Raw genomic sequence first — 13,410 nt, forward strand, 5'->3', positions numbered from 1 at the left:
AAAGGTCCTCGCCGCCCAGGGCCCCGGCGCCTGGCCCGTCTGCTCCGTCAAGGCCGGCCTCACCAAGTAACACCCCCCACACCACCCCGCACCACACGACAACGCCGCTGCACCCACCCGGAACCACACCGGGCCCGGGTACAGCGGCGTCGTGGCGTTTCCAGGGCGGACTCCGCCACCGATCGGCGGCGCCGTCGCTCCGGGTCAGCGAGGGGAGAGCAGGCAGAACTCGTTGCCCTCCGGGTCGACCAGAATCCGCCAGGAGATCACGGACTGGTCGATCCCCGGGTCGGTGGCGCCCAGGGAGCGCAGTCGGGCCTCCTCCTCCGCCAGGTCCTGACCGCGGTAGGGAGCGACGTCGAGGTGGACGCGGTTCCACCCGCTCTTGGCGTCGGGGGTGCGCACGAACTCCAGGTAGGGGCCGACGCCCTGGGCGGAGCGCAGGGAGGCGTGGTCGTCGGCTACCTCGTGCACCGTCCAGTCCGTCGCCTCGCCCCAGAACCGGGCCATCGCGCGCGGATCGGTGCAGTCGACCACCACCGCGGCGATCGGCCCGGTGTCCCCGTAGACGGGGCGGGGCTCCAGCACGCAGAACTCGTTGCCCTCCGGGTCGGCCATGACCGTCCAGGGGACATCGCCCTGGCCCACGTCGGCGAGCGTCGCGCCGAGGTCCTTCAGGCGCGCGACCAGCTCCGCCTGGTGGGCGGCCGAGGTGGTGGCCAGATCGACGTGCACCCGGTTCTTCCCCGTCTTGGGTTCCGGGTGGGCGATGATGTCGATGCAGACGGCCGCGGGGTCGGGGTAGGCGAAGCCCACGGGTTCGAGGTTCGTCACGCCGGGTCCCTCGCTGTCGACACCCCAGCCGAGCGCCTCCGCCCAGAAGCGGCCGAGCACGGAGTCGTCCTGGGCCTTCATGTTGATCTGCACAAGTCGTGTTGCCATGCAGCAGATCCTAGAAGGTGCCGCGGCCCGGGCCGCGGCAATTAACGAGTGCTCCATCAGGTACCGTCCCTGGTCAGCCCCGTCGGGACCGTGCGCGTCAGCCGTCGGCGGCGCCCGTCGGCCGGCAGAGGTCGAGGCTGAGGGAGGCCCGGCACTCGGTCTGCGCGGGCACGACCCCCGACCCCGGACTCCCGACCCCCTACCACCGACCCGCGGACACCGCGGACGTCGCGCCGCAGACGCCGGTTCCGCCCCGGGCCCGCGGCCCCAGGGGCATCCTGGGCACCAGGGCTCACAGACCGGCCCCTCCGGGCGGGAGCCGCAGGTCACCCCCGCCGCGGGCTCCGGAGCGGCACACCCCGCCGGGGCCCCGCCTCGATCGCACCCGTCCCACCCGTCGACCCGGGTTTCGCCGGCACGGTTCCCATAGCCGGGACGGCGGCCTATGATCACGCGAAATCGCGAACCGCGGACTCCCCTTCGACCAAGGGGAGTTCGTTTGAGCTGCCCACAAGGTCCGTAGCTCGGGGGGAACATGCGCTACACAGTTCTTGGACCGTTGGAAGTGTTCGACCGGGACACCGTGGTTCCCATCGAACGGCCGCGCAGGCGAGCTGTTCTGACGTTCCTTCTGCTGAACGCCAACCACCAGGTGTGCATCGAGCAGCTGGTGGACGCGCTCTGGGGCGAGCGCCCGCCGCGCAGCGCCCGCGGCCAGGTGCACACCGCCGTCTCGGCCCTGCGCAAGCTGCTTCCCGGGGCCGCCGCCCCGGCCGGCCCGGGGGAGGACACCGGGCCGATCGCCTCGCTGGCGGGCGGGTACCGCCTGTCGGTCGGCCGGCACGACCTCGACACCGTGGACTTCTGCCGGGAGGTCGCGGAGGCCCGGCGGCTCACCGGACTGGGCGAGCACGCGCAGGCCGTCCGGCATCTGCGCAACGGGCTCGGCCTGTGGCGTGGCGGCGCGCTCACCGGGATCGACGCGCCGTTCGCGGAGCCGGTCCGGGCGCACCTGGAGGAGGAGCGCTTCGCCGCCTACGAGCTGCTGGCGGACATCGAACTCGGCGCCGGACGCCACCAGGAGCTGGTCCCCGAACTGACGGCCCTGGTGGACCGGTACCCCGACCGCGAGCGCCTGGTGGAGCGGCTGGTCCTCGCCCTGTACCGCAGCGGGCGGCAGACCGACGCGTTGGCCGCGGCCCGCCGCCTGCGGGCGCTGCTCGCGGACGAGTTCGGGCTGGACCCGGGGCCCGCCCTGGTGGAGCTCGAAAGTGCCGTCCTGCGCGGTGACCCGGATCTGCAGAGCCCGCGCCGGCACACCCGTACCTGTCTCCCCCGGCTCCGCCGGCTGTGCTGCCACCCGGCGCGCGTCCAGCCGTACCACCGGCGCACGGGCCGCTGACCGGTTCGACGGTCCTGGTCGCCCGGCGGACGCACTCGCCGGGGAGGTCAGGACCGTCGCGGCGCCGCGGGCCCCTGGAAGAGGTAGGCGATGTCGTCCCACCGCACCACCAGGGCGCCCGCGGCCGCGCCCGCGGCGAGGGCCACGGCCGCCGGTGCGCTCGCCACGGCGCCGCCGGGGGCCAGCCCCGCGGCGAGCGCACCGGCGGCGAGCAGCGCGTTGCGCAGCACGAAGCCGGCGGCGCCGCCCCGCGCGGCGGGCTTCGCCCGGCCGAAGCAGCGGCAGTCCGCCGCCCGCCCGGCTCGCAGGGTCGCGACGGTGAACCCGGCCAGCAGCACCAGCGCCGCCGCCGCGCCGGCCTGTCGTACGGTCGCGAGCAGCGCCACGGTCGCCAGTTCGGCGAGGATCACGCCGACGGCGGTCGGCCGCCGCAGGCCGTCCGGCAGCCAGCGGAAGCCGGCCAGGTCGGCGGCGAACGCGGCCAGGGCCGCACGGCTGCGCGCCTTGCCGAACAGCGCGGCGCCGAACACCACCACCAGCAGGGCGCGGGCGGCCAGTTGCAGCATCGTCATGCGGTCCTCCTCGATCCGTGGGTCGTCCGGTGCCCCGAGCGGTTCAGGGACTGCGCGGGCCGCCCGTCGCGGGCCATCCGGCGGACGGCGACCCCCAGCGCGGTACGGCTCGGGACGGTGCCGAAGGTCCGCGAGTCCAGGCTGCGCGGGCTGTCGCCGAGGACCGCGAGGTGGCCGGCCGGCACCGCCGGGCAGCCGTCCGCGGCCGGGTCGCCCGCCACGCCGCTGACCCGCTTCACCAGCCAGGGCGCGTCCCCCGGGGCGCGCGGCCCGTCCGGGACGGGGATGACCACCACGTCGCCGCGGCGGAACACCGCGGTGCGGCGCACCAGCACCCGGTCGCCGTCCCGCAGGGTCGGCTCCATGCTGCCGCCCTGTACGACGACCAGCTCGAAGGAGCGGCGGAGCAGCAGCACCGTGGCTGCCACCCCGGCCAGCGCCGCAGCGGCCGCGGCGGTCGCGGCGGTCAGCGGAAGGGCGCTCACCGCACTCCTCCGGGCCGCTCAGCCTCGGCGTGCGGCGCCGCGGCGTGCTCGGCCACCGCCCGCCCGGCCGGCCGGAGCCCCGCGGGGGAGGCGGCGTCCGCGCGGTAGCCCTCGGCCTGCGCGGCGAACATCTCCGCGTACCGGCCGTCGAGGGCCACCAGTTCGTCGTGGCCGCCGCGTTCCACGACCCGCCCCTCGAAGAGCACCGCGATCAGATCGGCCTCCCGCAGCGCGGCGAGCCGGTGCGAGATCAGCAGGCTGGTGCGCCCCGCCCGGTGGCGGCGCAGCGCCTGGTGGACCTCCCGCTCGGCGAGCGCGTCGAGGCCGGAGCTGGGCTCGTCCAGGATGAGCAGCTCGCCGTCCTCGCGCATCAGCGACCGGGCGAGCGCGACGCGCTGCCACTGGCCGCCGGAGAGCAGGACGCCGTCCTGCTCGTCCTCGTCGGTGAACGTCCGGCTGAGCATGGTCCGGTAGCCGCGGGGCAGCCGCTCCAGGCTCCGGTCGATGCCGGCGCGGGCGGCGGCGGCCCGGATCCGGTCGAGGTCCTCCCGGTGCTCGACGGCGCCCAGGCCGATGTTCTCGGCGGCGGTCAGGTCGTAGGTCATGAAGTCCTGGAAGGTCGCGCCGATCCTGCGCCGCAGCTCGTCGACGGGCATCGTGCGGATGTCGACGCCGTCCCACAGGATGCGCCCGCGGTCGGGGTCGTAGAACCGGCAGAGCAGCTTGACCAGCGTGCTCTTGCCCGCGCCGTTCACGCCGACCAGGCCGACCGCGTGGCCGTGCGGAAGGTGCAGGTCGACACCGCGCAGCGCCCAGGGCGCGTCGGGGGTGTAGCGGAACCACACGTCCTCGAAGGTGATGCCGTCCCGCAGCGGGGCCGGTACCACCGTGCCGTCCGGCAGGTCCGCGGGTGAGCCGAGCAGCGCGAGGTAGTGCCCGAAGAGGCGCAGTGCCTCCTCCGCGCGCCCGAGCTGCATCACGATGGCCGACAGCGCGCCCTGGACGGCGGCCACCGCGGCGGTGAACAGCGTCATGTCGCCGAGGGTGATCCGGCCGGCGAGCACCTGCCGTGCCACGACGACGGCCGCGGTTCCGGCGACGGCCGCGGTGAGCAGGGCGAGCCCCGACTGGACGAGGACGCCGCGGCGCAGGGCGGCCAGCCCGGCGCCGGTCGTCTCGCGGAGCCCCTCGACCGCCCGCCGGCGGAAGAGCGGCCCGGTGCCGAAGAGCCGGATCTCCTTGGCGGCCCGGGGGTCGACGAGCAGCGTCCGGTAGAAGTAGTACCGCCGGGTGGCGGGGACGACGGCGGCGGCGGTGTCGGCCAGGCCCCGGGAGGTGCGCAGATGGCCGGCGACGGAGACCGCGACGCAGAGCACCAGGAGCGCGCCCATCGGCGGCCAGAACACCAGCACCGTGCCGAGGAACCCGGCGATCGTCGCGGTGCTGCGGACCGAGTCGAGCAGGAAGTCGAGGACGTCGTGCGGTGCTCCCTGGGCCGCCGTCTCGGCGAGCCGGATGCGGTCCTGGGTCGCCGGGTCCTCGAACGGGCGCAGCCCTCGGTAGGCGTTGACCCGTTCGTAGAGCCGGTCCTGCACCTCCAGGTTCACGGCCCGGCCGACCATGGCGCCGATCAGCGCCGTGAGGTGGTTGAGGACGGCGGTCGCCCCGGCGAGGACGGCTCCCGCGGCCGCGAGCCACGCCACCCGGGTGCCGTCGGCCGCGCCGGGGCCGCCCGCGCCGGCGAGGTCGTCGACGAGCAGTTTGGTGGCGTAGGCCATCACGGCGGGGAGGGCGCCGGTGAGCAGGGCGAGCAGGAGCTGGAGCAGGATCCCCCGGGGAGAGGCCCGCCAGCCCAGCCGCAGTGCGGCGCCCGCGGTCCGGACCCGCCCGGCGACCGCCGTGATCACACCGTTTCCCGGACCGGGGCCGGGCGGTCGGCGCCCGCGCGGCGTGCCGCCGCGGGCACGACGTCGGCCAGGTCGTGCCCGGCCGCGGCGATCACGCCGTCCTTGAGCCGGAGCAGTGTCGGGAAGGCGCCGATCCGGCCGAAGGCCTCGGTGGCCGGGGACTTCTCGGCGACGACGGCCACCCGGCCGACGGCGTCCAGGGCGGCGGTCATCCTGCGGGTCTCCGGGTCCTCCGGGTCGCCGACGACGAAGAACAGCGGGTCGTCGGCCCCGGTGGCGGCGCCGCCGGCCAGGGACTCGATCAGCGTGCCGCAGGGCGTGCAGCCGACCATGACGAAGCCGGCGAAGGCGTCCCCGGCGGCCACGTCGGCCACGGTGAGCTCCTCGCCGTAGGTCGTGACGGCGCTGAACCCGGTGACGGCGGTGCCGACCGCCGGCAGGGCGTCGGGGGCGCCCGTGCCGCCCTCCTCCAGCGTCCGCATCCTGCGGATGACGGCGAAGGTGAGGACGAGGTTGGCCGCGGTGGCAAGGCCGAGCGCGACGGTGGAGGCGATGAGGGCGGTGAGCATGTCGGTTCCTCTCTGGGCCGTTCGAAGGGCGACGGAGGGCGGGGGCCGCCGGGTCGGGGCCCCCGCCCCGGGGCTTGTCTGACACAAGCCCGTGCAGTCGTCAGCAGCCGTACGCGACCTTCTTGTTGTACTGGAGGCCGCCGGTGCCCTTACAGGTGCCGCCGCAGTTGTAGTAGCCGTTGCACATCGGCTGCCACCACCAGCCGCCCGAGCAGTAGCCGCCCTGCGAGTTGCAGGCGACGACACCGCAGTAGTCCGGCGGGACGCACGCGCCGGCCTTCTTCTGCTTCAGCAGCGCACCCAGCATCCGGTCGCCGAACGACGTGAGGGTCCTGGTCATGTGACCTCCTTGTGGGGTGCGACCCGTCCGATCGAGCCGCCCCACCATGCTGTCCGGGGCCTCTCTCCATCGGCTCCTCATCGGCTCTGCGGGCCCATGACCGGGCAGGCCCGGAAACGGCGACGGCCCGCCCGTCACCGCTCCCGGGGTTTCCCGGGGCGGTGACGGGCGGGCCGTCACACGGTCAGCCGCGGCGTCGCGGCGTCATGGCGCCGCTGTCGCTTCCGACTCCGTGGGGCTCGAAGGCGCGGTCAGACCAGGTCGAAGCGGTCGAGCTCCATCACCTTCACCCACGCGGCGACGAAGTCCCGCACGAACTTCTCCTTGGCGTCGTCGCTCGCGTAGACCTCGGCGACGGCGCGCAGCTCGGAGTTGGAGCCGAACACCAGGTCGGCGCGGCTGCCGGTCCACCTGACCTCGCCGGTGGCCGCGTCGCGGCCCTCGAAGGTGTTCGCGTCCGCGGAGGTCGCCTTCCAGACCGTGCCCAGGTCGAGCAGGTTGACGAAGAAGTCGTTGGTGAGCGTGCCGGGCGCCGTGGTGAGGACGCCGAGCGACGTCCCCTGGTGGTTGGCACCGAGCACCCGCAGGCCGCCGACGAGGACCGTCAGCTCCGGGGCGCTCAGGTTCAGCAGGTTGGCCCGGTCGACCAGCAGGTACTCGGCCGGCAGGCGGTTGCCCTTGCCGAGGTAGTTGCGGAACCCGTCGGCGCCCGGCTCCAGCGCGGCGAACGACTCGACGTCGGTCTGGTCCTGCGCCGCGTCCACCCGGCCCGGCCTGAACGGGACCTCGACCGCGAAGCCCGCCTCCTTGGCGGCCCGCTCGACGCCCACGCCGCCGGCGAGCACGATCAGGTCCGCGAGCGAGACCTGCTTGCCGCCGGACTGCGCCTCGTTGAACGCCTTCCGGACGCCCTCCAGGGTGCGCAGCACCGTCGCCAGCTGCTCCGGCTCGTTGACCTCCCAGCCGCTCTGCGGTTCGAGGCGCACGCGCGCGCCGTTGGCGCCGCCGCGCATGTCGCTGCCGCGGAAGGACGAGGCCGAGGCCCAGGCGGTGGAGGCCAGTTGGGCGACGGACAGGTCCGAGGCGAGGATCCGCGCCTTGAGGTCGGCGACGTCGGCGGCGTCGACGAGCTCGTGGGTCACGGCCGGCAGCGGGTCCTGCCACAGCAGGGTCTCGGACGGGACCTCCGGGCCGAGGTAGCGCACGACCGGGCCCATGTCGCGGTGGGTCAGCTTGAACCACGCCCGGGCGAAGGCGTCCGCGAACTCGGCGGGGTTCTCCAGGAAGCGCCGCGAGATCCGCTCGTAGACCGGGTCGAGGCGCAGCGAGAGGTCGGTGGTCAGCATCGTCGGGGCGTGGGTCTTCGCCGGGTCGTGCGCGTCCGGGACGGTGCCCGCGCCGGCACCCTCCTTCGGCTTCCACTGGTGTGCGCCGGCGGGGCTCTTGGTCAGCTCCCACTCGAAGCCGAACAGGGTCTCGAAGAAGGTGTTGTCCCAGGCCACCGGGGTGGCCGTCCAGGCGCCCTCAAGGCCGCTGGTGATGGCGTCGCCGCCCTTGCCGGTGCCGAAGGTGCTCTTCCAGCCCAGGCCCTGCTGCTCGATCGGGGCGGCCTCGGGGTCGGGGCCGACGTTGTCCGCCGGGCCGGCGCCGTGGGTCTTGCCGAAGGTGTGGCCGCCCGCGATCAGGGCGACGGTCTCCTCGTCGTTCATCGCCATCCGGCGGAACGTCTCGCGGATGTCGCGGGCCGCGGCGATCGGGTCCGGGTTGCCGTTGGGGCCCTCCGGGTTGACGTAGATGAGGCCCATCTGGACGGCGCCGAGCGGGTTCTCCAGCTCGCGGTCGCCGGTGTAGCGCTGGTCGTCGAGCCAGGTGGTCTCGGGACCCCAGTAGACGTCCTCCTCCGGCTCCCAGACGTCCGCGCGGCCGCCGCCGAAGCCGAAGGTCTCGAAGCCCATCGTCTCCAGGGCGACGTTGCCGGCCAGGATCATCAGGTCGGCCCAGGAGAGGTTGCGGCCGTACTTCTTCTTCACCGGCCACAGCAGGCGGCGGGCCTTGTCGAGGTTGGCGTTGTCCGGCCAGCTGTCGAGCGGGGCGAAGCGCTGCTGGCCGGCCCCGGCGCCGCCGCGGCCGTCGCTGATCCGGTAGGTGCCGGCACTGTGCCAGGCCATCCGGATGATGAACGGACCGTAGTGGCCGTAGTCGGCCGGCCACCAGTCCTGCGAGGTGGTCAGCACCTCGGCGAGGTCCCGCTTCACGGCCGCGAGGTCGAGGCTCCTGAACCCCTCGGCGTAGTCGAACTCCTCGCCGAGCGGGTTGGCCACGGCGGGGTTCTTGGCGAGGATCTTCAGGTTGAGCCGGTCCGGCCACCACTGGCGGTTCCCGCCGCCCTGCGTCGGGTGCGCCGCGCGGTCGTGCGCGACGGGACAGCCCCCGCCGCCCTCCGGCTTCGCATCGGTGACGATCGCATCATGGTTCTCAGACATGGGAATCCCTCCGGGCCGGGCGGATCACTGTGTTCAGGAACTGCGGGCGGTGAAAGAGCCGGGGCCGGGGCCCCGGTGGGTCACGGCATCGTCGGCCGGGTCGGCCTGGTGGGCCTCGTCGGCCAGGCGAGCCGTGGTCGTCGGACGCGTCCGGGGCGGCAGCCCCGCCGGTCGCACACCGCGATGCCGGACGTCCCGACACCGGGGGTCGCACGGCGGTGGTCCGGTCACGCTGTTGTCTCCTGCCGTACTGGAGTCGTCCTGTCCCTAGGCTAACGCCGGAGCCGATCCTACGATGGACAAAATCCAAGTCAAGAACCACGCAAAGCCCATCGCCGATCGGAACCGGATGCGCGTTGATACGATCCGCTTTCCCGATGACCTCAGTGAGGCGAGCCGATATGAGTGACCTGCTGGAGCGACTGCGCGGGCGCAACTGGCGGATGACCTCCCAGCGACGGGTCGTCGCGGAGGTCCTCGACGGCGAGCACGTCCACCTCACCGCCGACGAGGTGCACGCCCGTGCGGCGCAACGGCTGCCCGAGATCTCCCGGGCGACCGTCTACAACACGCTGGGCGAGCTGGTCGCGCTCGGCGAGGTCACCGAGCTCTCCACGGACGGCCGGGCCAGACGCTTCGACCCCAACGCCCACCACCCCCACCACCACCTGGTGTGCACCGGCTGCGGCGCCATCCGCGACGTCCACCCGACCGGCGACCCGCTCGCCGACCTCCCCGCGTCGGAGCGCTTCGGCTTCGCCGTCGCCGGCGTCGAGGTCACCTACCGGGGCCTCTGCCCGTCCTGCGCGGCCCCGCCCGCGCCGTAGGACGCACTCACGGCGGCGCCGCCGGAGCCGGTGACCTCTGTGGTCGGTATACCTGGATACCTAGGCCACGGCCCGGCGGACGACGCGGTGGCGGAGATAGACGACCCCCGAGCCGAAGGTGCGGGTCTCGACGAGTTCGAGATCCACCCGGCGCTCGCCCCGGGGAAAGAACGGGATACCACCGCCGACCAGCACCGGGTAGACCCGGGCCCGGTACTCGTCGATCAGACCCGCCGCGGCCGCCTCGGCGGCGAGAGTCGCACCGCCGATCGCGATGTCACCCTCCCCCGGCTCGGCCCGCAGCCGCCCGATCTCCTCCGCCAGGTCGCCGGAGGCCAGCCGGGCGCTGCCCTGCACCGTCGACAGCGTGCTGGAGAACACCACCTTCGGGAGCGGATTCCAGAGCGCGGCCCACTCCAGCATCGTGTCGTCCAGCGACGGATCCTGGTCGGCGGTCTCCCAGTACAGCATCGTCTCGTACAGCCGCCGCCCCAACAGGTGGACGCCGACCCCCCGGAACTCGTCGGTGACGAAGCGGAAGACCTCCTCGTCGGGCTCCGTCCAGTCGAAGCGGCCGTCCGGCCCGACGATGTAGCCGTCCAGGGAGACACCCATCGAGTAGGTCACGCTGCGCATCGGAAGCCCTCCTCGGGAAGAGGCTTCGACCCTACGACCGCCGGGCGCCAACCGCCGCAGGACGCATCACGGCACGCGGAGCCGTCCAGCCCCCGAACCCACCGGACTGGACACCCCCTCCCCCCGGGGCCCGGACCAGCGCGTTCGGGCCCCGGGCCGTCCAGGATCCCGCGGAGGGCTGCCGGACACCCCCCTGGACAGGAACGGTCTGCCTCATCGGCCCCGGCGAACGGCCGGCGCCCCGACCTCCCGCGAAGGCGACCACGATGACCCTCATCCAGGCCCTGTACGACACCGGCATCCGCGCAGTCGACGCCCTCGGCCCGACCGGCCTCCTCGCTCTCGTCCTCTTCCTGCTGCTGTACGCCGGCGTCGTCCTCCCGACGGTGTGGTCGCGCCATGCCTACCGCCGTACCGCGGCCCGCCGCACCCTGGCCACCCTGCTGGACCACCTCGCCAGGCTGGGGCGGGTCGTCCGGGGACTGCTGCCCTGGTGACCACGGGCCCGCGGGCGCTTCACCGGGCCCGCTACCCACGCTCCGTCGTCGGGCCGGAGTGCGTGTCCGCGTTCACGTCCTCGTCCGCGTCCTCGTCCTCGTCCGCGCGCATGTCCCACGGCTCGGCGACGGAGCCGTCGATCTCAAGGCCGTAGATCATCAGGTGTTCCGCGTCCTCCGGCCTGCCCTCGTCCTCCCAGAAGTGGGCCAGAGCGTCCACGCCGCCGCCGGCGTCCGCCACGGACCGCAGCAGCCCCTCGGTCTCGGCGGCGCCTCCCCGCCTCATCCGGGCAAGGCACCGCAACGCCTCACGGTTTCCGGCCTCGGCCGCCCGGCGGTACAGCTTCTCCGCCGTACCGGCGTCGCGGTCCTCCCAGCATGCGGCCACGCGCCCCAGCGTCTGCGGGCTTCGGCACTCGGCAAGCTGCCCCAGAACCTCGTCGACCCGTGCCTCTCCCGCCTCCTGGGCACAGGCCAGCAGTACCACGGTCGCCACGGATACACCGCTCTGCCATGGCCCCTCCACCTCGGCCGACGCATGGCGATCCGCGAAGCTGACCACGTCCCAGGAGAGCCTCTCAGCATCGGCCCGGTTGCCGGCTGCGCTCCTGTCCGCGGCCAGCAGTGCCAGCACGAACCCCTTACCCCGCTCCATGTGCAGACGCGCCAGGCGTTCGGCCTCAGCCTGGTTTCCGTTGCCCTCCTCCCAGTTGATCAACTCACCGCTGGCGTCGACGTCGCCGGCCGCAGCGCCGATCCTGAACAGACGCATCGCCTCCTCGGGATCTCCGGCATCCCTACGCAGCCGTCCGAGGGCGTGGGGCGCTTCGGACGAGCCCGCTTCCACTGCCCTGGCGAGCAGGTCCTCGGCCTCGGGGCCGCCTCCCAGCCTCAAAGCCAGGGAGACCAGAGCATCGGCATGACCCGTCTCGGCGGCCTCGCGGCAGAGCCGCTCGGTCTCGGCCACGTCGTCGGCCGCGCCGCGTTCCCAGGCCAGGAGGCACATCGCTTCGGGGTCCCCGCTCCGTAGCGCCACCCGGGCCAACCGCTCCGCCTCCACCGAGAGGCCCCGGTACTCCCTGGCCATGACGAGACCCGTCCAGGCTGCGATGTGACCCTGTTCCGCCGCCTGCCACAGGAGCAGGTCGGCGACCCGCTCGCGCCCTCGCCTGCTCGCCGACCGTGCGAGCTCGCACAGGTCGCTCGCCGTCCCCGCGTGGTGGCGCACCGCCTCCCAGAACGACGCCGGCGGGAAGCAGTGCCGACGCGCGGCGCGGCCGTAGTGGTCGAGGTAGTCGGCCAGGTGGCAGACCCCCGGCCGCGCACCCATCCCGTGGTCGTTGGCGACCTCGCCGAAGGCCGCGACCACGCCCTTCACCTTCACCCGCGCGTACGCCAGGGCGTCGGCGAACCAGTCCGCCGGCGCCTCGGCACGCTGGTCCTTCGTCAGGTAGCCCGGCGCCGAGGCCTCCAGCAGAGCGAGCGGGACGGACGGGCCGTGGCCGAGCCGGCGCGCGTCCATGGCGGCCGTGATGACCGCCCAGGCATAGCAGTCCGAGCCGGCGGCGCTCTCGTAGTGGTCGACGAGGGCCGGACCGCCGGCCAGCACCTGGGTGACGCCCCCGGACCGGCTCGCTCCGGCGGCCACGGCGAGCGACGCGTCGCCCCTGGCCATCAGGTCCGCGAGCGCCGCATCTTCGAAGGCCCCGGGGACGTGGACCACCGCCCCCGAGGCGAGCAGCCCACGGGCCTGGGGGTGGCGGTCCGGGCCCTCGACGGGGCGCTCGGCGAGCCTGCGGTGCACGTCCGGCCAGAGCGTGGCGACGATCACCAGCGGCCCGCGCTGCTCAAGGCCGCGCCGCAGCGCCGCGGCGGCGGCCTCGCCCTCCGGTCCGTCGATCACGTTCTGCGCCTCGTTCAGCCACAGGACCGTCCGCGGCCCCGCGGCATCGGCGGCCAGCAACGTGAGCAGACTTTCGGCGGTCTTCGGGAACACCAGCCGCCAGTCCCCCAGCGATGCCCGGACCGCCTCGAAGGCCGTACGCGTCTTGCCGGTGCAGGATCCCCCCTGGACGACGATCAGCGCGCTCCGCCCGTCGTCGGCCACCGCGTCCAACTGCGCGCGCAACAGCCGGTCGTGGCGCCGCTCGACGTACTCGGGGAGCACGAAGCCCGTACCGGCTTCGAAGGCGCGGCCGGGGACGGCCGGATGGACACCGAGCTGCTGCGCCGTCCACCGGGCGACCGGGCGCGGCCTGTCGGGCAGGTCGGGTTCGCGGGTGGGCGACTCCGTACCGGCGAGCGCGGCCAGGGCCTGGGCGCGCTGCACCCCGGCGCCCACGGACTGCGCACGGGCCCGGGCGACGGCCCCGTACCGGGACAGCCACTCGTCGGGGTCCAGCAGGTGGCGGTCGGCCGGCGGCAGCTCGATCCCGGCCTGCGCGGCGGCCTTCCGCAGCACGGCGACCAACCGCAGGAAGTCCTCCGGCCGTTTCGGGACCCGCGTCCCCTTCAGCCACTCGCCGACCGTCGTCGGCGACACCCCGACAGCGCGCGCGACGACCCGCAGCGAGTGCGTCCCGGCCAGCCCGGTCCGATGGACCTCCCCGAGTCGGCGGAGGTCCGCCAGGAACTCCGCCTCGCCGCCGCCACGCCGTCCGACCGCCATGCCGTCCCCACTGCCCGCCTGTCCACCGTGTCCAGGGCGTCCGCCCTGGACACGGACAGAATCCTAGGTCGCGGCCGGCGGG

The 13,410-nt window shown here is 74.2% G+C and carries 12 protein-coding genes; 3 read left to right on the plus strand and 9 right to left on the minus strand.

Going from position 1 to position 13,410, the window contains the following annotated elements; genetic code table 11:
- Nucleotides 1-204: 204 nt before the first annotated feature.
- Nucleotides 205-942: a VOC family protein gene (locus ACFVVX_RS25020; protein WP_387948846.1), complete on the minus strand. Its 738-nt coding sequence runs from the start codon at nucleotides 940-942 to the stop codon at nucleotides 205-207.
- Between the two features lie 565 nt (nucleotides 943-1,507).
- On the opposite strand from ACFVVX_RS25020, the gene ACFVVX_RS25025 reads away from it, so the two are divergent.
- Nucleotides 1,508-2,344 (plus strand): BTAD domain-containing putative transcriptional regulator, encoded by an 837-nt coding sequence (locus tag ACFVVX_RS25025; protein WP_387948978.1) that lies wholly within the window; start codon nucleotides 1,508-1,510, stop codon nucleotides 2,342-2,344.
- 47 nt (nucleotides 2,345-2,391) lie between these two features.
- On the opposite strand, the gene ACFVVX_RS25030 is transcribed toward ACFVVX_RS25025, so the two are convergent.
- The 6 genes from ACFVVX_RS25030 to katG form a co-directional block, all read right to left on the minus strand.
- On the minus strand, nucleotides 2,392-2,916 hold the full coding sequence (locus tag ACFVVX_RS25030; protein ID WP_387948847.1) for a MauE/DoxX family redox-associated membrane protein: 525 nt from the start codon (nucleotides 2,914-2,916) through the stop codon (nucleotides 2,392-2,394).
- Entirely contained in the window at nucleotides 2,913-3,401 is a 489-nt protein-coding gene (locus ACFVVX_RS25035; RefSeq protein WP_387948848.1) for a S26 family signal peptidase, read from the minus strand. The genes ACFVVX_RS25030 and ACFVVX_RS25035 overlap by 4 nt, the downstream gene beginning before the upstream one ends.
- Nucleotides 3,398-5,308: an ABC transporter ATP-binding protein gene (locus ACFVVX_RS25040; RefSeq protein WP_387948849.1), complete on the minus strand. Its 1,911-nt coding sequence runs from the start codon at nucleotides 5,306-5,308 to the stop codon at nucleotides 3,398-3,400. The genes ACFVVX_RS25035 and ACFVVX_RS25040 overlap by 4 nt, the downstream gene beginning before the upstream one ends.
- Nucleotides 5,305-5,877 (minus strand): hypothetical protein, encoded by a 573-nt coding sequence (locus ACFVVX_RS25045; RefSeq protein ID WP_387948850.1) that lies wholly within the window; start codon nucleotides 5,875-5,877, stop codon nucleotides 5,305-5,307. Before ACFVVX_RS25045 ends, ACFVVX_RS25040 begins: the two co-directional genes overlap by 4 nt.
- Nucleotides 5,878-5,977: 100 nt before the next feature.
- Nucleotides 5,978-6,217 (minus strand): hypothetical protein, encoded by a 240-nt coding sequence (locus ACFVVX_RS25050; RefSeq protein ID WP_387948851.1) that lies wholly within the window; start codon nucleotides 6,215-6,217, stop codon nucleotides 5,978-5,980.
- Between the two features lie 251 nt (nucleotides 6,218-6,468).
- Nucleotides 6,469-8,700, minus strand: a complete 2,232-nt coding sequence (gene katG / locus ACFVVX_RS25055; protein WP_387948852.1) for a catalase/peroxidase HPI — start codon at nucleotides 8,698-8,700, stop codon at nucleotides 6,469-6,471.
- A 401-nt stretch (nucleotides 8,701-9,101) separates the two neighbouring features.
- Here katG and ACFVVX_RS25060 point away from each other — a divergent pair, with 401 nt between their 5' ends.
- A complete protein-coding gene (locus ACFVVX_RS25060) occupies nucleotides 9,102-9,527 on the plus strand; it encodes a Fur family transcriptional regulator (protein WP_387948853.1) in 426 nt (141 codons plus the stop codon).
- 60 nt (nucleotides 9,528-9,587) lie between these two features.
- Here ACFVVX_RS25060 and ACFVVX_RS25065 read toward each other — a convergent pair whose 3' ends face one another.
- Entirely contained in the window at nucleotides 9,588-10,163 is a 576-nt protein-coding gene (locus ACFVVX_RS25065; protein WP_387948854.1) for a dihydrofolate reductase family protein, read from the minus strand.
- Nucleotides 10,164-10,429: 266 nt separating this feature from the next.
- On the opposite strand from ACFVVX_RS25065, the gene ACFVVX_RS25070 reads away from it, so the two are divergent.
- Nucleotides 10,430-10,660, plus strand: a complete 231-nt coding sequence (locus ACFVVX_RS25070) for a hypothetical protein (RefSeq protein WP_387948855.1) — start codon at nucleotides 10,430-10,432, stop codon at nucleotides 10,658-10,660.
- Nucleotides 10,661-10,691: 31 nt separating this feature from the next.
- Here the strand turns inward: ACFVVX_RS25070 and ACFVVX_RS25075 are convergent, their stop codons facing one another.
- Nucleotides 10,692-13,328, minus strand: coding sequence for a tetratricopeptide repeat protein (locus tag ACFVVX_RS25075; protein ID WP_387948856.1), 2,637 nt, complete (start codon nucleotides 13,326-13,328; stop codon nucleotides 10,692-10,694).
- Nucleotides 13,329-13,410 lie beyond the last annotated feature (82 nt).

The sequence above is a fragment of the Kitasatospora sp. NPDC058170 genome, assembly GCF_042883905.1.
In the GTDB taxonomy this organism is placed as follows: domain Bacteria; phylum Actinomycetota; class Actinomycetes; order Streptomycetales; family Streptomycetaceae; genus Kitasatospora.